Origin of the sequence: Pseudomonas helleri (assembly GCF_009600315.1) — a bacterium.
Classification (GTDB): domain Bacteria; phylum Pseudomonadota; class Gammaproteobacteria; order Pseudomonadales; family Pseudomonadaceae; genus Aquipseudomonas; species Aquipseudomonas helleri_A.
In genome coordinates this window covers 1-24,881 of sequence record NZ_WIWC01000041.1, presented here as the reverse complement: position 1 = coordinate 24,881, position 24,881 = coordinate 1, and the positions used below count along the sequence as shown (strand labels likewise).

19 protein-coding genes and 2 tRNA genes are annotated in these 24,881 nt (G+C 57.6%); 11 read left to right on the top strand and 10 right to left on the bottom strand.

Annotated features, from left to right (window positions below; translation table 11 throughout):
- The first annotated feature begins 16 nt into the window (after positions 1–16).
- Together GHN86_RS19215 and GHN86_RS19210 are read left to right on the top strand one after the other, a co-directional pair.
- On the top strand, positions 17–1,312 hold the full coding sequence (locus GHN86_RS19215) for an adenylosuccinate synthase (RefSeq protein WP_153381499.1): 1,296 nt from the start codon (positions 17–19) through the stop codon (positions 1,310–1,312).
- A 133-nt stretch (positions 1,313–1,445) separates the two neighbouring features.
- Entirely contained in the window at positions 1,446–3,380 is a 1,935-nt protein-coding gene (locus GHN86_RS19210; RefSeq protein ID WP_323369476.1) for a methyl-accepting chemotaxis protein, read from the top strand.
- A gap of 128 nt (positions 3,381–3,508) precedes the next feature.
- Here the strand turns inward: GHN86_RS19210 and GHN86_RS19205 are convergent, their stop codons facing one another.
- The 8 genes from GHN86_RS19205 to GHN86_RS19170 all read right to left on the bottom strand — a co-directional run bounded on the left by GHN86_RS19205 (position 3,509) and on the right by GHN86_RS19170 (position 12,224).
- Positions 3,509–5,062, bottom strand: coding sequence for an ABC transporter permease (locus GHN86_RS19205; protein ID WP_153381501.1), 1,554 nt, complete (start codon positions 5,060–5,062; stop codon positions 3,509–3,511).
- The gene (locus GHN86_RS19200; RefSeq protein WP_153381503.1) at positions 5,062–6,087 is read right to left on the bottom strand and encodes an iron ABC transporter substrate-binding protein; all 1,026 of its coding nucleotides are present in this window, start codon (positions 6,085–6,087) and stop codon (positions 5,062–5,064) included. Before GHN86_RS19200 ends, GHN86_RS19205 begins: the two co-directional genes overlap by 1 nt.
- Positions 6,088–6,208: 121 nt before the next feature.
- The gene (locus GHN86_RS19195; protein ID WP_153387139.1) at positions 6,209–7,306 is read right to left on the bottom strand and encodes a cytochrome-c peroxidase; all 1,098 of its coding nucleotides are present in this window, start codon (positions 7,304–7,306) and stop codon (positions 6,209–6,211) included.
- A gap of 8 nt (positions 7,307–7,314) precedes the next feature.
- The gene (locus GHN86_RS19190) at positions 7,315–10,092 is read right to left on the bottom strand and encodes a TonB-dependent receptor (RefSeq protein WP_153387137.1); all 2,778 of its coding nucleotides are present in this window, start codon (positions 10,090–10,092) and stop codon (positions 7,315–7,317) included.
- A 113-nt stretch (positions 10,093–10,205) separates the two neighbouring features.
- Complete coding sequence (locus GHN86_RS19185) at positions 10,206–11,180, bottom strand: FecR family protein (RefSeq protein WP_153381510.1); 975 nt, start codon at positions 11,178–11,180, stop codon at positions 10,206–10,208.
- Positions 11,173–11,679: a sigma-70 family RNA polymerase sigma factor gene (locus GHN86_RS19180; protein ID WP_323369477.1), complete on the bottom strand. Its 507-nt coding sequence runs from the start codon at positions 11,677–11,679 to the stop codon at positions 11,173–11,175. Before GHN86_RS19180 ends, GHN86_RS19185 begins: the two co-directional genes overlap by 8 nt.
- A gap of 206 nt (positions 11,680–11,885) precedes the next feature.
- Positions 11,886–11,972: transfer RNA gene (locus tag GHN86_RS19175), tRNA-Leu, on the bottom strand.
- A gap of 165 nt (positions 11,973–12,137) precedes the next feature.
- Positions 12,138–12,224, bottom strand: a tRNA-Leu gene (locus GHN86_RS19170).
- A gap of 224 nt (positions 12,225–12,448) precedes the next feature.
- Between GHN86_RS19170 and rnr the strand changes: the two genes are divergently transcribed.
- The 8 genes from rnr to GHN86_RS19130 all read left to right on the top strand — a co-directional run bounded on the left by rnr (position 12,449) and on the right by GHN86_RS19130 (position 22,235).
- Positions 12,449–15,115, top strand: coding sequence for a ribonuclease R (gene rnr, locus GHN86_RS19165; RefSeq protein WP_153381512.1), 2,667 nt, complete (start codon positions 12,449–12,451; stop codon positions 15,113–15,115).
- Positions 15,112–15,879 carry a 23S rRNA (guanosine(2251)-2'-O)-methyltransferase RlmB gene (gene rlmB, locus GHN86_RS19160; protein WP_153381514.1) on the top strand — a complete coding sequence of 256 codons (768 nt, stop codon included), beginning with the start codon at positions 15,112–15,114 and terminating at the stop codon, positions 15,877–15,879. The genes rnr and rlmB overlap by 4 nt, the downstream gene beginning before the upstream one ends.
- A 297-nt stretch (positions 15,880–16,176) precedes the next feature.
- Positions 16,177–16,602, top strand: coding sequence for a 30S ribosomal protein S6 (gene rpsF / locus GHN86_RS19155; protein ID WP_003439045.1), 426 nt, complete (start codon positions 16,177–16,179; stop codon positions 16,600–16,602).
- Between the two features lie 28 nt (positions 16,603–16,630).
- Positions 16,631–16,861, top strand: a complete 231-nt coding sequence (gene rpsR, locus GHN86_RS19150; protein WP_003171373.1) for a 30S ribosomal protein S18 — start codon at positions 16,631–16,633, stop codon at positions 16,859–16,861.
- Positions 16,862–16,897: 36 nt separating this feature from the next.
- Complete coding sequence (locus GHN86_RS19145; protein WP_153381516.1) at positions 16,898–17,794, top strand: hypothetical protein; 897 nt, start codon at positions 16,898–16,900, stop codon at positions 17,792–17,794.
- A 19-nt stretch (positions 17,795–17,813) separates the two neighbouring features.
- On the top strand, positions 17,814–18,260 hold the full coding sequence (rplI, locus tag GHN86_RS19140) for a 50S ribosomal protein L9 (protein ID WP_003439047.1): 447 nt from the start codon (positions 17,814–17,816) through the stop codon (positions 18,258–18,260).
- A 136-nt stretch (positions 18,261–18,396) separates the two neighbouring features.
- Complete coding sequence (gene dnaB / locus GHN86_RS19135; protein WP_016783319.1) at positions 18,397–19,791, top strand: replicative DNA helicase; 1,395 nt, start codon at positions 18,397–18,399, stop codon at positions 19,789–19,791.
- 137 nt (positions 19,792–19,928) lie between these two features.
- Positions 19,929–22,235, top strand: a complete 2,307-nt coding sequence (locus GHN86_RS19130; RefSeq protein WP_153381518.1) for a YgiQ family radical SAM protein — start codon at positions 19,929–19,931, stop codon at positions 22,233–22,235.
- Between the two features lie 328 nt (positions 22,236–22,563).
- Here the strand turns inward: GHN86_RS19130 and GHN86_RS19125 are convergent, their stop codons facing one another.
- On the bottom strand, positions 22,564–22,770 hold the full coding sequence (locus tag GHN86_RS19125; protein WP_153381520.1) for a hypothetical protein: 207 nt from the start codon (positions 22,768–22,770) through the stop codon (positions 22,564–22,566).
- 331 nt (positions 22,771–23,101) lie between these two features.
- Here GHN86_RS19125 and azu point away from each other — a divergent pair, with 331 nt between their 5' ends.
- Positions 23,102–23,548, top strand: a complete 447-nt coding sequence (azu, locus tag GHN86_RS19120) for an azurin (protein ID WP_153381522.1) — start codon at positions 23,102–23,104, stop codon at positions 23,546–23,548.
- Positions 23,549–23,612: 64 nt separating this feature from the next.
- Here azu and GHN86_RS19115 read toward each other — a convergent pair whose 3' ends face one another.
- Positions 23,613–24,635: a DUF1338 domain-containing protein gene (locus GHN86_RS19115; RefSeq protein ID WP_153381524.1), complete on the bottom strand. Its 1,023-nt coding sequence runs from the start codon at positions 24,633–24,635 to the stop codon at positions 23,613–23,615.
- Positions 24,636–24,881: the final 246 nt, after the last annotated feature.

Genomic DNA, 24,881 nt, shown 5'->3' with positions numbered 1-24,881 from the left:
AATGAGGACAAGTGTTATGGGTAAGAATGTCGTAGTCCTGGGCACCCAATGGGGTGATGAGGGCAAAGGCAAGATCGTTGATCTGCTGACCGAACATGCTGCCGCTGTAGTGCGTTACCAAGGTGGCCACAACGCTGGCCATACCTTGGTGATCGACGGCGAAAAAACCGTATTGCACCTGATTCCGTCGGGCGTGTTGCGCGAAGGCGTGCAATGCCTGATCGGCAACGGTGTCGTGGTCGCTCCCGACGCCTTGCTGCGTGAAATCATCAAGCTGGAAGAGAAAGGCGTACCGGTGCGTGAGCGCTTGCGTATCAGCCCGTCCTGCCCGCTGATTCTGTCGTTCCACGTGGCGCTGGACCAGGCCCGTGAAAAGGCGCGTGGCGAGCTTAAGATCGGCACGACCGGTCGCGGCATCGGCCCGGCTTACGAAGACAAAGTGGCACGTCGTGGCCTGCGCGTTGGCGATCTGCTGAACATGCCGCGCTTCGAAGCCAAGCTGCGTGAACTGGTGGAATACCACAACTTCATGTTGGTAGGTTTCTACAAAGAGCCGGCCATCGACTTCGACAAGACCCTGGCCGAGTGCAAGGAATACGCTGAGCTGCTCAAGCCGCTGATGCTCGACGTGACCGCTGAGCTGCACGGCCTGCGCCGCGCTGGCAAAGACATCATGTTCGAAGGCGCGCAAGGTTCGCTGCTCGACATCGACCACGGCACCTACCCGTACGTAACCAGCTCCAACACCACCGCTGGTGGCGTTGCAACGGGTTCGGGCGTGGGTCCGATGTTCCTGGACTACATCCTGGGTATCACCAAGGCTTACACCACTCGCGTGGGTTCGGGCCCGTTCCCGACTGAACTGTTCGACGACGTTGGCGCTCACCTGGCCAAACAGGGTCACGAGTTCGGTGCAACCACGGGCCGCGCCCGTCGTTGTGGCTGGTTCGATGCCGTCATCCTGCGTCGCGCTATCGACGTCAACAGCATCTCGGGCATCTGCCTGACCAAGCTGGACGTGCTGGACGGTCTGGACACCATCAACATTTGCGTCGGCTACAAAGATGCAAACGGCACCGTGCTGGTTGACGCGCCGACTGATGCAGACAGCTACGAAGGCCTGCAACCGGTATACGAAACTGTACCGGGCTGGACTGAGTCGACCGTGGGTGCCAAAACCCTGGAAGCTCTGCCAGCGAATGCTCGCGCCTACATCAAGCGTGTAGAAGAGCTGATCGGCGCGCCGATCGACATCATCTCGACTGGCCCGGACCGCAACGAGACCATCGTTCTGCGTCACCCGTTCGCTTAAGTCGTAGCGATGTAAAGCAAAGGGCCCTTCGGGGCCCTTTGTTGTTTCTGTCCGCCAAGCGGCACGACCCTTGCTGTAGAAACCTCCATAAAAGTGCCATCAAAATAATGGCACGCATGTAGAGGGGTTTCTTGTGTCTGCCGTTCTCTCACTGTTACAAAGTCGCTTGTTAAGGCCTGTGTTCGTTACCCTCGGTATCGCCCTTTTGGTGCAGGTGCTGGTGGCGGTTGCACTGACTCGGAGCACCGTGACCGCATTAGAAGCTGATCTGGACGCGCGTCTGGGCGCAGACAGCCAAAAACTGACGGTTGAGTTGCAGCAGGCCAGTCAGGAGGTCAAAAACAGCCTTGATGAGCTGTCAGCCCATACTCGCCAGCGTCTAACCGCGGGCCTGGCGCCGCGCTTGAAAGAAGAGCAGACGCAGCTGTGGGATTTGATGGAAAAGAACCTCAAGGACTCAGCCAACGACATGGCGCAGTTACTGGCGGCTGTGGCACCGCGGGCCATTTGGGACAACGATGTGCCCACCCTGTCTGAGTTTGCCCGCCGCGCTCAACGTAATCCCAATGTGTTGTTTGTGGTGTATGACGATGCGGCAGGTCAGCACCTGACGCGCTATCTCAATCGTGACAACCCGATCAACAAAACCCTGTTGGAAAAGGGCCAAGGTGAGCGAGCCTTGGACAAGGTCTTGAGCGCGGCCCGTAACGACCCGGCGGTGTACTACCTCGAAGCGCCCATCAGCCCTAATGGTGTCGAAATCGGCAAAGTGCTGATGGGTGTTTCCACGGCGTCGCTGGAAGAGGATCTGGCGGCGCTGGATAAACGCTTTGCGACACTGATCGTCAACAGTGAGCAGTTGGTCGGCGAAAGCCTGCAAGGTGCTGCCAGCGACAGCTCGGCGGCCTTGGGCGCCCGTTTGCAGTCGGCTCAAGCGGCGGCCGCGCAGATGCAAGCCAATACCGCACAGACCGTGCGTGAGGCGGCGGATACATTGCGGTGGCGGATTGGTGTGGGCTTGGCGATTGTCGGCTTGGGCGTGCTCTTGTTGTTGGCCGTGGTACTGGGGCGGCGAGTGGTGAACAAATTGCTGCTGCTGATCGGCGCACTGAATGATCTGGCGGCGGGCGACGGCGATTTGACCAAGCGTGTCGGCCTGCACAGCAAGGATGAAATTGGCGACATGGCCGCAGCGGTCAATCGGTTTATCGACAAACTCCAACCGATTGTGCGCGAGGCCGGCGATGTGGCGCAGCGAACCGGGGTCGAGATCGGCGCCATGACTGTACGCAATGCCGGGGCCAATGCCGCCGCGCAATTGCAGCGTGACGAAGTGGCACAAAGTCTGGCCGCACTGTCGACCATGGCAGACGATGCGCAGGCTGAAAGCCATGCGATGCAGGCGGCACTTAAGCAAGTGCTGGATATTCGTCAGGCCACCGATGAAAACACCCGTACCTCGGCGCAAGTTGGTGGATTGATTGAAGCCTTGGCGGGGCAAGTGGGCGAGGGTGCCAAGGTGATAGAGCGGCTGGCTCGCCAGAGTGAGCAAATTGAAGTGGTGTTGACGGTGATTCACGGGATTGCCGAACAGACCAACCTGTTGGCCTTGAACGCGGCCATCGAGGCGGCGCGGGCGGGCGAAACCGGGCGCGGGTTTGCCGTGGTGGCCGATGAAGTGCGGGCGCTGGCGAGCAAGACGCAACGTTCAACGGGCGATATTCAGGCGCATATAGTGGCCTTGCAGCAGGGCGCGAAAGAGGCGGTGACGGCCATTGGGCTGGCGGGGCGTCAGGCCGATGAAGGGTTGGCGGTGCTACGTGGCAGTGTGCAATTGCAGAAAACGGTGCAAGCGTCGGTTGAACAAGTGCACGCGGCCATTGGTGATGCGACGAAAGCGGCGGTGCATCAGGCGCAGGGTGCGCATGCGGTGCGGGGGCGAGTTGAGGTTATTCATGCGCAGTCCGAGCGGGCGGCGCAGGCGGTGAATGAAACCACGGCCAGTGGCAAAGTGCTGGATGGTTTGGCGGCGCAGTTGAAGGCGAGTTTGGGGCAGTTTCGGGCTTGAGATCAAAAGCCCCTCACCCTAGCCCTCTCCCGGAGGGAGAGGGGACTAAAGGCAAAAGCGGATTTGCGAAACGCCTCAATCTAGCCCCCTCTCCCTCTGGGAGAGGGTTGGGGTGAGGGCAGGCGTATTCAGCGGCTCAAATACATCCGCGTCGTCAGCAAGTAAACCGGCAACCCTGACACTAAAATCAGCAGCGCCGCATAGGGCGCTGCCGCCGCGAATTCAATGTTCGACGTATGCGACCACACTTGCGTCGCTAAGGTATTCAACCCTGTAGGGCTCAGCAGCAACGTCGCTGTCAGTTCCTTCATTGCATCCAGAAACACCAGCGCGAACGCCGCCCCCAGTGCTGGAAAGATGATCGGCAACGTCACCCGGCAAAACGCCGTGAACGACGAGGCGCCCAGTGTTCGAGCCGCCTCTTCAAGCTGCGGAGCCGCCTTGTTCAGCGCCGTGCGGATCGGCGCCTGCGCCAGCGGCAAAAACAGCAGAGCATAAGCAATCAACAGCAACGCCGAGGTCTGGTACAGCGCTGGCACGTAATGCAGCGAGAAATACACCAGCGCCAAGGCAATCACCAGCCCTGGCAGGGCATGCAGCAGATACGGCAAACGTTCCGCCCAGATCGCCAGTTGGCCTTTATAGCGCACCACCAGCAAGCCGACCGGCACCGCCAGCACCAGACACAGCGCCGCGCCGCCCAGCGCGAGTGACAACGACGAAACCAGCGCTTCGCCAATCTCGGCCATCGGGAACGCCGCAGAACTGCCTTTGACCAGCCAGTACACCAGCATGCCCAGCGGAACACCGCTGCCAATCACTGCCAGTGCCAGGCAATACACCTGACCCAGCAACGACCACTTGCCCAGCCGTACTTGCTCGGCACGCCGCGCTGCACCCTGACCAATCCGAATATGACGGCCTTTGCCACGCACTTTCAGTTCCAGCCACAGCAGGCTCAAACACATCACCAGCAACACGGCTGACAGCATTGCCGCATTGGCATTGCTGAACTCCAATTCGAACTGCTGATAAATCGCCGTGGTAAACGTCTGCAAACCAATGATCGACAATGCGCCGAATTCCACCAGCATATGCAGAGCAATCAGCAGCGATCCGGCCAGCAGGGAGGGCCAGAGCAGCGGCAGGGTGATGGTAAAAAACACCCCCCAGCGATTCTGGCCCAAGGTGCGAGCCGATTCTTCGAGCGCCGGGTCGAGGTTGCGCAAGGTCGCCGCCACCGGCAGAAAAATCAGCGGGTATTTGGACAGGCTCATCACCAGAATGGCCCCGCCCAACCCCTCAAAGCTGGCGCTCAGCGACACCCAGGTAAAACTGCTGACAAACGCCGGAACGGCAAACGGCAGGCACAGGATCACGCCCCACAGCCGCCGGCCCGGCAAGTTGCTGCGCTCCAGCAACCAGGCCAGCGACAAACCCACCAGCGCACAGGTGACAGTCACGCCGACCATCAGCAGCAAGGTGTTGCGCATCAGGCCAAAGACAAACGGCCGCCACAACAGATGCACCGCTTGCGCCCATCCGGCTTGCCAGGCCTTTGTGCCCACATACAGCAGTGGCAACAGGCTGAGGCCCACCAGAAACAGCACGGGCAACAGCAGCCAGATCGAAGGCCTTTTACGTTTCAGGGTAAAGCGCGCAGGTTGGGCGGCAGACAGCATCAGAGCAGGCCTACTTCTTGTTCAAGCTCCAGCGCTTCGTCAGCGTTGCCAAGGTCGGCCGGGGTGATTTTAGGGGCTTGCAGTTCTTCAAACGGCTTGAGGCCGCGTTCCGACACCATGCCTTTGCGCATCGGGTATTCAGCGGTGGTGTTGGTGATCACCCGCTGGCCTTCTTCGCTGGCCATGTATGCCAGCAATTGCTGAGCTTCTTTAGGGTGCTTGGTGGCCTTGACCACACCAGCACTGGACACGGTAATCAAGCCGCCCGCATCGCCATCTGTGAAGTAGTGCAGTTTGGAGTCCAGCTTGCCTTTCTCGCGCTGCAAGGCGAACCAGTAGTAATTGTTGACCAGTACCGCGGCCACTTCGCCGTTCTCGACGGCTTTAAGTGCCACCATGTTGTTGGTGTAGGTCTTGCCGAAGGCGCGCAGGCCGGTCAGCCATTCTTCAGCGGCGTCACGACCATGCATCTTGATGATGGCCACGGCCTGTTCCTGGAATGCGCCGCTGGTCGGTACGAAACCCACTTTGCCTTGCCATTCAGGGCCGGCGAAATCCAGAACCGACTTGGGCAGTTCTTCTTCCTTGATCTTGTTGGGGTTGAACGCGACAACGCGGGTACGCGCGGTTACGCCGATCCAGGTGCCATTGGCCGCCACGTATTCCTTGGGCAGCGCTTGCAGGGTGCTGTCGTCGGCTTTGGCCAGCAGGCCCTGTTCGCCAAGGCTGTTGAGCGGTGGCGATTCTTCGGCGTAGAACACATCGGCAGGCGAGCGGTCGCCTTCTTCGACGATCTGGCTGGCCAACTGGTTGCTGCTGCCTTTGCGCACGTTGACGTGGATGCCGGTCTTGGCTTCAAAGGCAGCAGCAAGGTTGTCGCCAACCTCTTTGTGCTGGCCGTTGTACAGGGTCAAGGTGACAGGGTCGGCTGCGTAAGCGGCGGGAGCGAGCAGGGTCAGGCCAAGCGTTGCGATGGACAAACTGCGCAGTAGAAATGTTGCAAGCTGGGTATTTCGGAGCATCATTCGCTGGGTTCCTCGCTGGGGTACTACAAAACTTGAAACAATAATAAACGATATTGTTTCTCAAGTACGCTTGACCCAGCGTCCAATTGCGCACCTGCGACGAACTGTGGTGCTTGCCCGGCTACAGCGTATCCAGAAAACTGCGCAATGCCTTGAGTTCAACCTTGTCCAGACCCAGCGGTTTCAAACGCTCACTGGTGGTCGGGAACAGTGGGTCATTGACTTGCTCGGCGTTGGGGCGCGGGCGCGGCATGCCCATGTTGTAGAAGGCCAGCGTGCCCTCCATGTTGACGAACAGGCCGTTGTGCATCCACGGCGCGGTTTTCATCACCAGCCGTAAAGACGGTGTGCGGAAGGCGCCCACGTCTTCCGGCTTGCGCGTCACTTCATAGCGCCCCAAGTCCTCGTATTTTGCGCGTCCGTAATAGCTCAGGCCGACGTTGTGGAACTGTTCGTCGCTCAGGGCCGGGCCGAAGTGGCAGTTCATGCAGCGGGCTTTGGTGCGGAACAGATGCAGGCCGTAGAGCTGTTCATCGTTCATGCGCTGTGGACGCCCACGCAGTAATTGCTCAAAGGCGGTGTTGCGCGTGCTTTTGACCAGCGTGCGCTGGAACGTAGCCAGTGCTTGCCCGGTGCGTTCGGTGGTAATCGGGCCATCGCCAAAAATCTGCGCATATTGTTCGCGGTAGTCGGGATCTGCATTGAGCCGTTCAAGCAATTGCGGAATATCGAAGGCCATTTCCACCGGGTCGACGATGGGGTGCATGGCTTGTTGCTCAAGGCTGCCGCCCCGACCGTCCCAAAACAGCATGGAACTGTAGCCACTCATCACCAGGCTGGGGGCGTTGCGTCGACCGTTCTGGCGGTCATGGCCAAAAGACACGCGACGACCATCGGCAAAGGCCATGTCGGCTTCATGGCAGGAAGCGCAGGCAATTTGCCCGGAGCGCGATAGCTTGGGGTCGTTAAAGAGTTTTTTGCCCAGCTCGGCCTTGGCGTCGCTGAACGGGTTTTCGGGTGGTGCGGGCGCGTGGTCGGGCAGGGCGGCCATTTCCTGCCAGTTAACATCGGCATCCACTTGCGGCGCAGGCCATTGGGCGATGGGTTGGCGATATAACGGGGCGATGCAAGTAGCGTAATCGCCAGCCTTCTCATCGCAGGCAGTGGCGGCTAGCGCGCTCGGGCTGCTGAGCGCCGCTGCGAGACTGAGGCAGAACATCAGGCGATTCAAAATTTGTACCCTACTTCCAGCATGAATTGGCGGCCGACTTCATAGGTGGGCAGGCCGCTTGTTTCGGTGGCGCCGACGATTTGCTTATCCAGCAGATTGGTCACGTCGAGGTTGACGAACACTGCCTGGTCTTTGGCCGTAGGGACTTCCCACGCGATGCGGGTGTCCCAGGTCAGCGCCCCGGAAAACGGTGTTTCGGCCCACACATAGGCGTCCTTGCCCTCGTACTGGACCTTTTTGCCGGTGACGGCAATTCGACGATAACCGTCGCGATAGCGCAGGAAGTTACTCCAGGTCAGGTGCAAGGGCTCAATTTCGGTGATGGTGGTCAGGCGCGCAGTCCAGGGGCGGTTGTAATTGGTTGCGGGCATGTCGGAATACTTCATGAACTTGCCGTCGTACTGGATCGTCGGATCTTCAACATAGGTCGCGCCGATGCTGGCGGTATAGCTCGACAGGCCGGTGTTGTTGATTTTGCTCCAGTCCATGGCGAACTGACCCGAGGTGCGGGTGCTGCCCAGCGTAAAGGCTTGCAGCGGGGTAATGGTCAGGGTGTAGATGTCGGCGTCACTTTTGCCGCCGTTGTAATAGGTGTAGTAGTTGGCGGCCAGTGTGCTGGTGTCTTCTGACGGCTCACCAATTTGCGAGCCCCACGCGCGGCTGACTTGCTCGCGACCCATGCGTTTGACGTATTTGACGGCGAACTCGGTGTCCCATTGCACATGACTCAGGCCCAGGGTCAGCTCGTCGTCATACGGCACTTTCAACTGGTTGAACTTGCTGTCATTGGCGTTTTGCTTATCCTTCACCCATTCAGAAGCCTGGTTGATACGACTGTATTCGGTGCCCATGGCGGCGATGCCGTCGCGTAGGCGATAGGCGTACAGGTTGCGCCCGTAGTAGCGGTTGGCGCCGCCGGTGATGCGGGTCTTGTTATCGCCGAACACGTCCAGCTCGATGGCGAGACGAGGCGCGACAGTGGTCTGGTTCATGTAGTCGTCGCCGTCGATGCGTACGCCGGGTCTGACGGTGAGCCGTCCGTAACGCATTTCGTCTTGCAGGTATAACGCCCACGAGCGGGTGTCGAAGGCGACCTTGCCCTGACTGACAGTCATCTTGTTGGCGTATTGCCCGGGCCATCCCTCTTTGGTGGTGCCAATCGAGCAATAAGGATCGTTGCCCACGCATGTGCTGGTGGAGGCGACGGTGTAACTGCTATGGGGCTTGTTGCGTTCATAACTGGCCGAGCTTTGCGACAGCTCAAGGCCGGTTTGTATGGAGTGATCCAGGCCTAGCCAATTGAAACTGTTCCAGTCGGCCTTGAGCTTGTAAGCCAGGGTTTTTTGGGTTTCTTCGATGTCGCCAAAACCGCCCTCGGAGGCAACCGCTGAAGTGCTCCAGTCTTTGGTCGTGGATGAACGCCAGAAAATCAGGTAATCGCTTTCGGAGTAGCGTGACGTATTCAGTTCGCTCCAGCTGAGGTTTTGTTCAACTCGGGCCAGCGGCGCATTCCACACCAAACGTGCGCTCAAGCTGTCGCCTCCCGCCTCCATTTCCCGGGCCGAATAGATCGAGGCAGGGCCAAACGTCTTCGCAGTTTCCGGGGCGTGGGTCAGGCTGACGTCCAGCTTCCAGTCTTCATTAACCTGCCAGACGGCTTTGAGAAAGTAGTTGTCGATGCGTCGGGTCTGAACTTGCGCGGCGTCGGCTGATTCATTTTGGTTGGAGGCGGCGAATACCCGTGTCGGGATAGTCGAGTCTTTGCGGGAGAAGCTTCCCATCAAGCCGAAGTTGTCGGTCAAGTACCCTTCGAGGGTGGCGCGAGTGATGATTTTCTTGAACTCGGGTTGGCTGTTGTTTCCGAAGCCTGCTTCGAAGTTTTCAAGATCCGGATCATCTTCGTTGAGGTGATAGCGGGTCCATTCCGAACGCGACATTTGCACAGACACCTTGCCGTGAAAGTCCTTTTTGGGGTCGCGGGTATTGGCCTCGACCACGCCGCCGTTAAAGCCGCCAAATTCGACGGGGACGTTGCTGTCATAGACCTTGATGTCTTCGAGCAAGTCGGTGTCCAGCGCAAGGCCCTGACTGCGCCCCGAAATCTCAGAGAAATTGTCTGTGCTACTGCCGGGATCGAGGTCGTTGTTCATGCTCATGCCATCGACCACAAACAGGTTTTGCCAAGGTCGGGCGCCGTTGATGCTGATGTCGGCAGGTGCAATTTCGCCGGGCGTCTTGCTGCTCAGCTGATTGTTGTCGAATTGCACGTTAGGGTTGGTGCGCAGCAGGCTGGTGATGTCACCGTTACCTGAAGGCAGGCTCTCGATCATTTGCCGATCAATCACCTGTTCGCCCTGGAACACGGAGTCCATCGCCGTAATCGGCGTGCTTTTGATCTGTAGTACATCGCTTTCTGCTGGTGGCAGGATCGAAGCGCTCTCGGGCGAGGTCACTTCCCATTGCAGGCCACTGTTGCGCAACAGTCGCGCCAAGGCTTTTTCCGGGCTCATGCTGCCGTCCACCGGCGCGCTGTTCAGGCCGGTGAGCAGGGTGCTTTCCGCGCTGACCTGCCAGCCCGATTGCTGTGAAAACGCAATCAATGCCGCGCTCAGTGGTTGCGCGGCAATCTGGAAATGCTGTTGTAGCTCGCGACTGTTCTGGGAGTCAGACACAGGGGAGGCTGCGAAAGTCAGTGTGGGCAAGCCCAGCAACAGGGCTAGAGACAACGATCGGTAACCAGTACGACTGACGCAACGCAAACGCGGAGAAGGCATGAGATGACCTACGAAAAGAAACGCCCTTGTCACTAATGCGAATCTTTATCAGTGACGTTCTTAGGTAAAGACTCTCGGCGTCGGAAGATTTCCAGAAATAAATGAAAAAAGATTTAGGGGGCGTCGGAAACGATCAAGGTGAAAGGCAGGCGGTCCTGCACAGTTCCACCCAGTGGAGCGATAGCGGCCTGCAGTGCGCGTTTTGGATCCCGCAGGTTCAGGGCGGCCGTAATCCGACGCTGGCCCAGTGCTTTGTCTGTCAACACGATCAGGCCTGGCTGATAGCGACGCAGCTGTTGGATGACATCGTCCACTGATTGGTCTACGGCAATCAGTTGCCAGCGGCGCCAAGGGGCTATGTATTCGTCAGGCCACTGCGCCACTCGGGTCTGGTTATCCAGAGTGCTGTAGTTCAGATGATCGCCATGGTGAAGGCTGGATGACGCCAAGGAGGAGGGGGTTTTAACCGCAACGGTGCCGCTTTCGACGCTGACATGGACTTCGCCCTGCTCAACGCTGACTGCAAAAGCAGTGCCTGTGACGCGCACGCGCACTGGCCCGGCGTTGACATAAAAAGCGCGGTCGGGCTCGGATTTAACCGAGAAAAATGCTTGCCCGCGCAACAACGTGACTTGCCGCTGCCCGGGGTCAAACTGCACGTCGACCACGCTGTTGCTGTCGAGCAACATATGGCTGCCGTCGCTGAGTGTAATGTCACGGTGTTCGGCGGTATGGCTGTGGTAATCAGCCCGCAGTGCTTGCCAGTCCGGCAGCAAGAGCATCACGACGCAGGCGGCTGCGGCCGCGCCAATCCATGAACGTTTACGGCGGCTAAAGTGTCGGGGTGAAAAGGTGCGGGGCTCGATCTGTGTGGTGCCGGCAGCCGGTTCGCTTGGCAAGCTCAAGGCGGCCCCGCTGAGTTGCCAGACTTTCTGCGCTTTACGCCACGCCGCGTCATGTTCAGCAGCGCTGGCACGCCAGTCATTCAGGCGGCGGGCCAAATCGGCGTCGTGGGGGTTTTCCTGAATCAGCAGCAGCCAGTCCAGTGCGGTTTCCCAGATCAGATTCGGGGGCGGTTTATCAGTCATCGCTCAGTTGTTCCGCGCAGTAGGTCAGGGCGTCGCGGACCAATTGGTGGGCCAGGCTCACAGAGATACCCAGTTGGGCACCTATTTGTTGAAACGTCAGGCCTTGCAGTCGATGCAGGACGAATGCCTGCCGAGTGCGTTCCGGCAGGCGCGACAGAGCATGTTGCAATTTGCGCAGCTCGTCCAGATGCAAGGCTTCCTGCTCGGGGGATGGGGCATTGGAAACGTACTCATCCAGCAACTCGTCACGGGATGTGTGGCGATTTTCCAGGGTGACGCGACGATTCAGATCAAAGGCCAGATTGCGCACGATTCGATACAGGTAGCCGACCGGCTGCGTGAGCGGGATGAGGTTGTCGGCACCTTGGCTAAAGCGTAGCCACGCGTCCTGAACCACATCCTCGGCTTTGGCGCGGCAGCCTACGATGGGTGCGGCATAGTCCACCAGAGCATGTCGATGCATGAGGTAGAGCTGTAGTCTTTCGTTGTTGTCGGACACTCGAATCCAGGAAGACGCATAGGCGATCTGAAGGTGGCCGGATATTAGTGCGAGTGAGATGGATTATCAAATGCAACGTTGGTGTACTGATGAAAGGCATCAGGCCAATAGAGAAGAGGGGGGGGGGCTTGAATTGCAGAAACTAAAAAGCCCGCTTTCGCGGGCTTTTTGAGTGGTTCTGCAACCTGTTGGTTGCAAACCTGAATTGGTGCCCAGAAGAAGACTCGAACTTCCACGACCTTGCGGTCACCAGCACCTGAAGCTGGCGTGTCTACCAATTTCACCATCTGGGCAGTATCAGCAACGTTGCCGCTGTTGATGTGGCGCACTATACGGACAGCTTTTAAATCTGTAAACCCCTGTTTTAGTTTTATTAAATCAGCGGCTTAGAATGCAAAAACCCGCTTTCGCGGGTTTTTGTGTGAGTGTGTAGGTTGTACTAACCTACAACTCTGAATTGGTGCCCAGAAGAAGACTCGAACTTCCACGACCTTGCGATCACCAGCACCTGAAGCTGGCGTGTCTACCAATTTCACCATCTGGGCAGCATCTTCAACGTTGCCGTTGTCGATGGCGCGCACTATACGGATGACCCTTTGACCTGTAAAGCGTTGTGATTAAAAATATTGCAAATATTTCGCGAACGGTGGGGCGGCAGTGTCAAAGCGTGTCAGAAAGGACTATTAAGGCTCTGAGTGAGTCCGAAATTTCCCGTTTCAATACGCGTATGCCAAACTAACCCGCATATAGACAAGGTGAAAACTATCTAATGGCCGATTGGCAGACCCTCGATCCCGAGGCCGCACGTGAAGCGGAAAAATACGAAAACCCTATCCCTAGCCGCGAACTGATCCTTCAGCATCTGGCCGAGCGTGGCTCGCCTGCTGCTCGCGAACAGTTGGTGGAAGAGTTTGGTCTGACGACTGAAGACCAAATCGAGGCCCTGCGTCGTCGCCTGCGTGCGATGGAGCGTGATGCCCAGCTTATTTACACACGCCGCGGCACGTATGCGCCGGTCGACAAGCTCGACTTGATCCTGGGCCGCATCAGCGGTCACCGCGATGGCTTCGGCTTCCTGATCCCGGACGACGGCAGCGACGACCTGTTCATGAGCCCGGCGCAAATGCGTCTGGTGTTCGATGGCGACCGCGCGCTGGCCCGAGTTTCGGGGCTTGATCGCCGTGGTCGTCGTGAAGGCGTGATTGTTGAAGTGGTTTCGCGTGCTCACGAGACCATCGTGGGTCGCTACTTTGAAGAAGGCGGTATCGGCTTTGTGGTTGCCGATAACCCGAAGATCCAGCAAGAAGTGCTGGTCACGCCGGGCCGCAATGCGGGCGCCAAGATTGGCCAATTTGTTGAGGTGAAGATCACTCACTGGCCGACGCCGCGCTTTCAGCCGCAAGGTGATGTGCTTGAAGTCGTGGGTAACTACATGGCGCCGGGCATGGAAATCGACATCGCCCTGCGCACCTACGACATTCCGCATGTTTGGCCAGAAGCCGTGGTCAAGGAAGCGCGTCGCCTGAAGCCGGAAGTCGAAGAAAAAGACAAAGAAAAACGCATCGACCTGCGTCATCTTCCGTTCGTCACCATTGACGGCGAAGATGCACGCGACTTCGATGATGCGGTGTTCTGTGAAGCCAAGCCGGGCAAGCTGCGTTTGTTCTCCGGTGGCTGGAAGCTCTACGTGGCCATTGCTGACGTGTCCAGCTACGTGAAAATCGGCTCGGCGCTGGATACCGAAGCGCAAGTGCGTGGCAACTCGGTGTACTTCCCTGAGCGCGTAATTCCGATGCTGCCCGAAGAGCTGTCCAACGGACTGTGCTCGCTGAACCCGCACGTTGACCGTTTGGCCATGGTTTGCGAGATGACTATCTCCAAAACCGGCGAAATGACTGACTACCAGTTCTATGAGGCGGTGATTCATTCCCAGGCGCGTCTGACCTACAACAAGGTCAGCACCATTCTGGAGCAACCGAAAACCGCCGAAGCCAAGCAACTGCGCAGCGAATACGCTGACGTGGTGCCGCATCTCAAGCAGCTTTACTCGCTGTACAAGGTGTTGCTGGCGGCACGTCATACCCGTGGCGCGATTGATTTTGAAACCCAGGAAACCCGAATCATCTTCGGTTCCGATCGCAAAATCGCCGAAATTCGCCCAACCACTCGTAATGATGCGCACAAGCTGATCGAGGAATGCATGCTGGCGGCCAACGTTGCCACCGCCGAGTTCCTTAAGAAGCACGAAATTCCTGCGCTGTACCGTGTTCACGATGGTCCGCCGCCTGAGCGTCTGGAAAAACTCCGCGCCTTCCTCGGTGAACTGGGTCTGAGCCTGCACAAAGGCAAGGACGGCCCATCGCCGAAGGATTACCAGGCCTTGCTGGCCAGCATCAAGGATCGTCCGGATTTCCATCTGATCCAGACCGTGATGCTGCGTTCGCTGAGTCAGGCGGTGTACAGCGCTGATAACCAGGGCCACTTCGGCCTGAACTATGAAGCCTATACCCACTTTACTTCGCCAATTCGTCGCTATCCGGACTTGCTCACGCACCGGGCGATTCGCAGTGTGATCCATTCCAAAATGGACACCCCGCACGTTCGCCGTGCTGGCGCGATGACCATCCCGAAAGCGCGCATCTATCCATATGACGAAGCCGCGCTGGAGCAACTCGGCGAGCAGTGCTCGATGAGCGAACGCCGTGCCGATGAAGCCACGCGTGACGTGACCAACTGGCTCAAGTGCGAGTTTATGAAGGACCGCGTTGGCGAGTCGTTCCCGGGTGTTGTGACAGCAGTTACCGGTTTTGGTCTGTTCGTTGAGCTGACTGACATCTATGTCGAGGGTTTGGTGCACGTCACCGCCTTGCCGGGTGACTACTACCACTTCGACCCTGTGCATCACCGCCTGGCGGGTGAGCGCACCGGTCGTAGTTTCCGTTTGGGTGATACCGTTGAAGTGCGGGTTATGCGTGTCGATCTGGACGAGCGCAAAATCGACTTCGAAATGGCCGAGAAAACCCTCAGCGCACCGATTGGTCGCAAGAATCGTGGCACTGACAAACCGGCAGCCAAAACCAAGCCGGCTGGCAAGCCAAGCGGCTACGACACTGAAAAGCCGGCCGAGCCTGCGAAAACCAGCCGTCGTGCTCCGGCCAAAAAGCCTGCGAAAAATGCGGACGAGACTTATCGTCCGGGCGACGCAGCGGCAAAAAATGCCGAACTGCGCAAAAGTCGTGAGTTGAAGCAGGCGCTGCTGGCCGAATCGAAAAGCGGCGGTCGGACATCGGAGCCGGGAAAGTCGGGTAGGGCGGCACCTGCTAAAGATGCAGGCAAGCCTTCCAAACCGAGCAAACATCGTAAAGGCCCGCCAAAAACGGGCGCCGCGCCTGCTGCCAAAAGCAGCGGGTCGCGCAAACCTAAGGCCAAGTCATGAGTCAGTTGGAAAAAATCTACGGTATTCACGCCGTAGAAGCGTTGCTTCGTCATCACCCCAAGCGCGTGAAACAAGTGTGGTTGGCTGAGGGTCGTAGCGATCCTCGTGTTCAAACCCTGATCGCGTTGGCTGACGAGAGCCGTGTGCCCGTGGGTAATGCCGAGCGTCGCGAAATGGACGTCTGGGTCGAGGGCGTTCACCAAGGTGTTGTGGCCGATGTCAGCCCAAGCCAGGTGTGGGGCGAGGCGATGCTCAATGAGCTGCTGGACCGTACCGAAGGCGCGCCGTTGATTCTGGTGCTGGACGGCGTGACCGATCCGCATAACCTGGGTGCTTGCCTGCGTACTGCCGATGCGGCTGGTGCGTTGGCGGTCATCGTGCCGAAGGACAAGTCGGCGACGCTGACCCCGACTGTGCGAAAAGTAGCCTGCGGCGCTGCGGAAGTGATTCCATTGGTTGCAGTCACCAACCTCGCTGCGACCTTGAAGAAGCTGCAGCAGCGCGGTCTTTGGGTTGTCGGTACGGCGGGTGAAGCCGAGCAGGAGCTGTACGAGCAAGACCTGACCGGTCCGACCATCCTGATCATGGGTGCCGAAGGCAAAGGCATGCGTCGCCTGACGCGTGAACATTGCGATTACCTGGTGCGCCTGCCAATGGCCGGTAGTGTCAGCAGCCTGAACGTATCGGTAGCGACGGGCGTCTGCCTGTTCGAAGCCCTGCGTCAGCGCAGCGTGAAAGCCAAGTCCCCTGCCAAGAAAAAGTAAACCTGTAGTCGCTGCCGAAGGCTGCGATCGAGCGCGCAGCGCTCGGCTTGACGACTCAAGCTTGAAGGCCTGCGGCCTTATCGCAGTCTGCGACAGCGGCGACAGGTCACCGTACGGCAAGATTGTTCAAATAATCACCAATTGCCTTGCGCCGTTCTTGTCCCTTCTCTACAATTGCGCCCCTTGCCGTCATGGCGGGCGCATATGTGCCTCTCTAGGCAAGACACACAAGTGTCATTCACTCCTTGTCTGACCGCTTTTTAGTTAGCGGCAGGCTACAACCCGTAAGGAGCATTCATGCGTCATTACGAAATCATCTTTTTGGTCCACCCGGATCAAAGCGAACAAGTCGGCGGCATGGTAGAGCGTTACACCAAGCTGATCGAAGAAGACGGCGGCAAAATCCACCGTCTGGAAGATTGGGGCCGTCGTCAACTGGCCTACGCAATCAACAATGTTCACAAGGCTCACTACGTGATGCTGAACGTTGAGTGCACTGGCAAAGCCCTGGCTGAGCTGGAAGACAACTTCCGTTACAACGATGCTGTGATCCGTAACCTGGTCATCCGTCGCGACGAAGCCGTAACTGGCCAGTCCGAGATGCTCAAGGCTGAAGAGAACCGCAGTGAGCGCCGTGAGCGTCGTGACCGTCCTGAGCATTCTGACAGCGCCGATGGCGATGACAGCGATAACAGCGACGCCAGCGATAACGCTGACGAGTAATCCACGGACCTTTTGAGGAGCCAATTACATGGCACGTTTCTTCCGTCGTCGTAAATTCTGCCGCTTCACAGCAGAAGAAGTGAAAGAGATCGATTACAAAGATCTCAACACTCTGAAAGCCTACGTATCCGAAACCGGCAAAATTGTTCCAAGCCGTATCACCGGTACTAAAGCTCGTTATCAGCGTCAGCTGGCCACCGCTATCAAGCGCGCCCGCTTCCTGGCCCTGCTGGCCTACACCGACAGCCACGGCCGCTGAGACCGGGCAGTCGACAGGTAGTAAAGGATTGAAAGTATGCGCGCCTTAGCTGAGTTCATCATGCGAGGCCGTGTACAGGCCACGTTAATCGTGGCCGGATGTGCGGCATTGCCGTTTTTGTTCTGGTTGAGTGCTGCTGCAGGGTGCCTTGTGCTTCTGCGGCGCGGTCCGAGAGATGCCTTGAGCATCCTCTCATGGGCGTTACTGCCGGCCTTGGTCTGGTGGTTTCTCGGAGAGCCTCGCACCTTGATGGTGTTGTTGGGCACTCTGGGATTGGCGATGCTTTTGCGCGCCGGTCAGCCCTGGTATCGCGTGCTGCTGGTCAGCGTAGCGTTGGGTGTGGTGTATGGCGTGATCCTGGGTACGGTTTTCCGCGAACCCATTGGTGCGATGGCGCAGGAGTTGGAAAAACTCCTGCCGCAGGTCCTCAATGGTCTCTACGACAAGTTATCTGACGTAGAGCGAGCGCGCCTTGGAGCACTGATTGCACCCGTCCTTACCGGTTTGATAGCAGCTTTGATGCAGGTCGTCAGCGTGCTGAGCCTGATACTTGGGCGTTACTGGCAAGCGCTGTTGTACAACCCGGGCGGTTTTGCCAGCGAATTTCGCAGCATCCGCCTACCGCTGGGTCCAGCGTTACTGTTGCTGGCGTGCATGCTTGTAGGGCCGAACTTCGGTCCTCAAATGGCCATGCTTACGCCGTTGTGCAGCGTAGCGTTGTTCTTCGCCGGGCTGGCCCTGATACACGGGTTGGTGGCGAGAAAGCGACTGGCCAAGTTTTGGCTGGTGGGGATGTACGTCACGCTCTTGCTGTTTATGCAGCTGATCTATCCGTTGCTCGTGGTTTTGGCCATTGTCGACAGCCTGATTGATTTTCGCGGACGTCTGGCGCCGAAAGACGCTGATAAAGGCTCTGCGGACGGTGAAGGTTAAAAGTTAAGAGGATTTTCACATGCAACTGATCCTTCTGGAAAAAGTCGCAAACCTGGGCAACCTGGGCGACAAAGTAAATGTTAAGGCCGGTTACGGTCGTAACTACCTGCTGCCATACGGCAAAGCTACCGCTGCAACTGCTGCCAACCTGGCTGCTTTTGAAGAGCGTCGTGCTGAGCTGGAACAAGCAGCAGCTGACAAGAAAGCTTCGGCTGAAACACGCGCTGCCCAACTGGCTGAGCTGGAAGTGACTATCACTGCCACCGCTGGTGACGAAGGCAAGCTGTTCGGTTCGATCGGCACTCACGACATCGCTGATGCACTGACCGCCTCTGGCGTTGAAGTTGCAAAAAGCGAAGTTCGTCTGCCGAACGGCACTATCCGCAACGTTGGCGAATTCGACGTGGCTGTGCACTTGCACGCCGAAGTTGAAGCAACCGTACGCGTTGTTGTGGTAGCTGCTTAAGCAGTCTTAACTGACTGGCACCTTGTGTGTCAGACGGTTAACATCGGGCACGATCCTGTTTACAGGTCGTGCCCTTTGTCTTTCTGCTGTTCCTGATTTTTCAAACTCCTGCTTTTAAAAAATTAACCAAGTGGCCATGAACGATATCTCCGCTCCTGAGCAATATGATCTACAAACCGCAGCCCTGAAGGTGCCTCCGCATTCCATCGAGGCCGAACAGGCTGTGCTCGGTGGTTTGATGCTGGACAACAACGCCTGGGAACGCGTACTGGATCAGGTCTCGGACGGTGATTTCTATCGACATGACCACCGCCTGATCTTCCGCGCCATCGCCAAACTGGCGGACCAGAACTCCCCGATTGACGTCGTGACCCTTGCTGAGCAATTGGACAAGGAAGGTCAGACGTCGCAAGTGGGTGGCCTGGGCTACCTCGGTGAGCTGGCGAAAAATACACCGTCGGTCGCCAACATCAAGGCGTATGCCCAGATCGTGCGTCAGCGTGCGACCTTGCGACAGCTCATCGGTATCAGCACCGAGATCGCCGACAGCGCATTCAACCCGGAAGGGCGCAGCGCTGAAGAGATTCTCGACGAAGCCGAACGTCAGATTTTTGCGATTGCCGAGGCCCGGCCTAAAACCGGCGGCCCGGTCAGCGTCAATGACCTGCTGACCAAAGCCATCGACCGCATCGACACCCTGTTCAACACCGACAACGCCATCACCGGCCTGTCCACTGGCTACACCGACCTTGATGGCATGACCAGCGGCTTGCAGCCGGCGGACTTGATCATCGTCGCCGGTCGTCCATCGATGGGTAAAACCACCTTTGCGATGAACCTAGTTGAAAACGCCGTATTGCGCAGCGAGAAAGCGGTACTGGTTTACTCCCTCGAGATGCCAGGTGAATCGCTGATCATGCGTATGCTGTCGTCGCTTGGGCGTATCGACCAAACCAAGGTCCGAGCGGGTCGCCTTGAAGACGACGATTGGCCGCGCCTGACTTCGGCGGTCAACCTGCTCAATGACCGCAAGCTGTTCATTGATGACACGGCGGGCATTAGCCCGTCTGAAATGCGTGCGCGCACGCGTCGTCTGGTGCGTGAGCACGGCGACATCGGCCTGATCATGATCGACTACCTGCAATTGATGCAGATCCCTGGCTCGGGCGGTGATAACCGGACCAACGAAATCTCCGAAATTTCGCGATCCCTCAAGGCGCTGGCCAAAGAGTTCAACTGCCCGGTAGTTGCCCTGTCGCAGCTCAACCGCTCCCTTGAGCAGCGGCCGAACAAGCGCCCGATCAACTCCGACTTGCGTGAATCCGGCGCCATCGAGCAGGATGCCGACGTCATCATGTTCGTGTACCGGGACGAGGTGTATCACCCCGAAACCGAGCACAAAGGCATTGCCGAAATCATCATCGGCAAGCAGCGTAACGGCCCTATCGGCACCACGCGCCTGGCGTTTATCGGCAAGTACACGCGCTTCGAAAACCTGGCGCCAGGCAGTTACAACTTCGACGACGACTAAGTCGTTGCGTTTGTAACCGCACCCACCAATTCCGACCATCGCCGTCGGAATTGGTTATTTTTTGTGCTATATTCCGCGACCGCGAATTTCTTAGTAAATGACGCGCCCCTTTTTTGCACTCAACACCGGTCATCGACATGCAAGCAGCCAAGCCACTATTTGACTATCCGAAGTACTGGGCCGAATGTTTCGGTCCAGCGCCATTCCTGCCGATGAGCAGGGAGGAGATGGATCAGCTTGGCTGGGATTCATGCGACATCATCATCGTCACCGGTGATGCGTATGTCGATCACCCGTCGTTCGGCATGGCCATCATTGGCCGTTTGCTGGAGTCTCAGGGCTTCCGTGTGGGCATCATTGCGCAGCCGAACTGGCAGTCCAAAGATGACTTCATGAAGCTGGGCGAGCCGAACCTGTTCTTCGGCGTCGCGGCCGGCAACATGGATTCGATGATCAACCGCTACACCGCCGACAAAAAGATCCGTTCCGATGACGCCTACACCCCAGGTGGCATGGCTGGCAAACGTCCGGATCGCGCGAGCCTGGTGTACAGCCAGCGCTGTAAAGAAGCCTACAAGCACGTGCCGATCGTGCTCGGTGGGATTGAAGCGTCCCTGCGCCGTATCGCGCATTACGATTACTGGCAGGACCGTGTGCGTAACTCGATCCTGATCGACGCCTGCGCTGACATCCTGCTGTATGGCAACGCCGAGCGTGCCATTGTCGAAGTTGCCCAACGCTTGTCGTACGGCCACAAGATTGAAGACATTACCGATGTACGCGGGACTGCGTTCATCCGTCGCGATACGCCTAAAGATTGGTACGAAGTCGACTCCACGCGTATCGACCGTCCGGGCAAGATCGATAAGATCATCAACCCGTACGTGAACACCCAGGACACTCAAGCCTGCGCCATCGAGCAGGAAAAAGGCCCGGTTGAAGACCCGAACGAAGCCCAAGTGGTGCAAATTCTGGCCAGCCCGCGCATGACCCGCGACAAGACGGTGATCCGTCTGCCGTCGGTTGAGAAAGTGCGTGGCGACTCTGTTCTTTATGCTCACGCCAACCGGGTTCTTCACCTCGAAACCAACCCGGGTAACGCCCGTGCGCTGGTGCAGAAGCATGGCGAAGTGGATGTGTGGTTCAACCCGCCTCCGATTCCAATGACCACCGAAGAAATGGACTACGTGTTCGGCATGCCCTACGCACGTATTCCACACCCGGCGTACGGCAAGGAAAAAATCCCGGCCTACGACATGATCCGTTTCTCGGTGAATATTATGCGTGGCTGCTTCGGCGGCTGCACCTTCTGCTCCATTACCGAGCACGAAGGCCGCATCATCCAGAACCGTTCCGAAGAGTCGATCATTCGTGAGATTGAAGAAATCCGCGACAAGGTGCCCGGTTTCACCGGCGTCATTTCCGACCTCGGTGGCCCAACCGCGAACATGTACCGCATTGCCTGCAAAACGCCGGAAATTGAATCCGCGTGCCGCAAGCCATCCTGCGTGTTCCCTGGCATCTGCCCGAACCTGAACACCGACCACTCGTCGCTGATTCAGCTGTACCGTAGCGCCCGTGCCTTGCCGGGTGTGAAGAAGATTCTGATTGCATCCGGCTTGCGTTATGACCTTGCGGTCGAGTCGCCGGAATACGTCAAAGAGCTGGTAACGCACCACGTAGGTGGCTACCTCAAGATCGCCCCGGAACACACCGAGGAAGGTCCGCTCAACCAAATGATGAAGCCGGGCATTGGCAGCTATGACAAGTTCAAGCGCATGTTCGAGAAGTACACCAAGGAAGCAGGCAAAGAGCAGTACCTGATCCCTTACTTCATCGCCGCTCACCCCGGCACCAAAGACGAAGACATGATGAACCTGGCGCTGTGGCTCAAGGGCAACGGCTTCCGGGCGGATCAGGTGCAAGCGTTCTATCCCTCGCCAATGGCTACCGCCACCGCGATGTACCACTCGGGCAAGAACCCGCTGCGCAAGGTCACGTACAAGAGCGACTCGGTCACCATCGTCAAGAGCGAAGAGCAGCGTCGTCTGCACAAGGCGTTTCTGCGCTACCACGACCCGAAAGGCTGGCCAATGCTGCGTGAAGCACTGACCCGCATGGGCCGTGCTGACCTGATCGGTTCGGGCAAAGATCAGTTGATCCCATTGCACCAGCCGGCCACTGACAGCTATCAAAGTGCCCGTCGTAAAAATTCGACGCCTGTGGGCAGCCATAAAGTGGCTGGAGAGAAGACCACCAAAATCCTGACCCAGCACACTGGCTTGCCGCCACGTGCCAGCGACGGTGGTAACCCGTGGGATAAACGCGAGCAGGCCAAGGCTGCGGCATTTGCCCGTAACAAGCAGGCGGCCAAAGAGCGTCATGAAGCGGCCAAGGGTGGTAAAGGCCAAAAGCCAACCCGTAAACCAGCTGTGCCGCGCTAAGCCATAATTTCGTAGCAGCTGCCGAAGGATGCGATCGAGCCTGAAGGGGTCGCGCTTTTTCTAGAGCGAAGGCCCTTCGGTCCTTATCGCAGCCTGCGGCAGCTGCTACGGAAGAAAGTGTGCAACGCCAGCCTTCGGGCTGGCGTTGTGCATTCTGGGCGCTGGGAAGCCTGCCACGCGTTTGTAGGCTATGAGCTGTCGCTGAGTAAGGATGTGGAGTTAGATGCGTCTGACGGGCGCTCAGGCTATCTGCGAGGATCAGCAGGCGTGCTGCTGATCCTGATCACAGATCCTGTGGGCCGGGTTGTGGATAACCGGGCCGTGTGGGTTACGCGTTTGGAGCTTTTTCTTCTGGGGTGTCGGTGTTTTCAGCGACCACTTCACCTTCAGCATCGACGTCGGTATCGGCTTCAGTGCCAGGCTCTACAGTGCCTTCTTCAGCTGCGGCTTTCTTGCGCGCGAGCTTTTCCTCTTTCTTCTGCTCTTTAGCCAAGTCTCTTTGACGCTTAGCGAAGTTATAGTTTGGTTTGGCCATGGGCGATCCTCTGGGGCTCGAAGGGAAGTTGAGCGGCGCGTATTCTGCCCTGTATTAGTGCTTAGCCGTTAGCTGGGTTTTTGCAAGGCGATCTTTTGCGCGGCTTTCACGACTCTACACCGCTCAAAAAACACAAGGTGGATTAATTCTGCGGTCTGTTGGGCGTTATCGATCAGTGAAGCCGTAAGGTTGAGCGTTTGCGGTTCGTCTAGAGGGTTCATAATGTCTTTTATACACAACAAGCATGACGTGGGTCATTGGCAATGCGACCCTTTTCGTGCAACCTGTATACAAATTATGGATTTTTTGTACCCTGCCTTGGAGAAAAACCATGTTTGCCAAAGTTGTTGCGGTATCCCTGTTGACCCTGGCCAGCGGCCATTTGCTGGCAGCCGAGTGTGCAGTGACGGTCGATTCGACTGATCAAATGTCATTCAACACCAAAGAAATTGTCATCGACAAGTCGTGCAAAACCTTCACCGTTAACCTGGAACACTCCGGCAACTTGCCTAAAAACGTGATGGGCCATAACTGGGTGCTGAGCAAAAAAGCTGACATGCAGGCTGTCTCCACAGACGGGATTGCAGCCGGTCTGGACAAGAACTACCTCAAGGATGGCGACGAGCGCGTAATTGCTCACACCAAAGTAATTGGTGCTGGCGAGAAAGATTCCGTGACCTTCGATGTATCGAAGCTCAAGGCGGGTGAAGAATACGAATTCTTCTGCACCTTCCCGGGCCACAACTCGATGATGAAAGGCGCTGTGGTTCTTAAATAAGAATCCGGGTCGCTCTCAAAAGCCCTGACGTGCCGTGCGCTGTCAGGGCTTTTTACATTCCGGGTCAGGCTTTTGAGTCAGTCATTTTGAAAATGCCTTGGGCATTGCTGCTGTCGAAATTCAAGTCGATACGCCCCGTCTCCGGGTCGACCTTGCGCTCAATGAACTCGACAAACGACCCTGGCACTGAATGTTCGCAAAGCTGACCGCCCGCATCGATCAAACCTCGCGTCACGGTGCAGGCGCGATAAGCCGTTTGCATGACCCTTCCTGATGCGGACACCTCAATGCTGTCTTTCATTGGCCGTTGCAGTTCGCGTTGTTGGGTGACGCAAGCTTGTAGATCTGACACACGGTCAGTGAGGTGATTGAAACTGTTGCCTTCGGTGGCAATCCAGGCCATTTCAGCGCTTTCGTTGAGCAGGCATTGATAGTCGGTTTCCAACACTACGCCATGTTGTCGCTCGAACGCCCGGTAGAGCGCGGGTAACAACCTGTTGGCTTCTTGCAGGCTGCAATGCTGGGTGAGGTGCAGGCGTTCGAGGATGTGCACGTGTTCGTCGTGAAGAGGGTCAAGGCTGGAGGCGACCACGCGGCTGACGGCCTGCTGGAATTTTTCGCTAAAGCGTCCGGGATGTAATTCCGAGACGAAGAATTGCGCAATATCCTCGGGCAGGTCCATCTGCCGGTAGCCCCAGCCGGTCATATTCAGCTTGGTCAGTGGGTAGGTGCGCACATCGGTAAACCCCAAGGGCTCCAGTATTCGGGAAAATGCCTGACGGCCACGGGGCAGTTGGCCGTTGTGTGGCCAGTCCACGGTCCGAATAGCGCCGTGATCGAACACGACTTTGCGACCTTGTTGCGCTTGTTCTTCGACGTAGCGCAGACCGTCGGGCACGGCATTGACCAATTTGTGCAGTAAATACAGATTAAGAGCTTCAGCCAGCCAGACCCGATGCACTGCCTGTTCGCTCCAGTTGAAGTGTTGCAAAGCGTCGGGCACTTCGACATGGTCGCGTAGCCATTGGGCCGCAGGTTGGCCGAGAGCGGATTCGACGAGGGTGAACAAACCTTCAAAGGCAGGCATGGGGCAGGGCTCTGGTGACGAGGTGAGCGTCTATCAAAGCGTTTGAGGGCGGGGGCGGCAAGCGAAAAAAAGCAGCGGGGTCATTCCGTTTTTTCTGGCTGGACGAAGAGCCCCTCACCCTAGCCCTCTCCCGGAGGGAGAGGGGACTAAAAGCAACAGTAAATCAGCTCCCTCTCCCTTTGGGAGTGTATGGACCGGGGACATCGCGAACACTTTGTTCGGAGACATAGCGAACAGTTAGCGAAG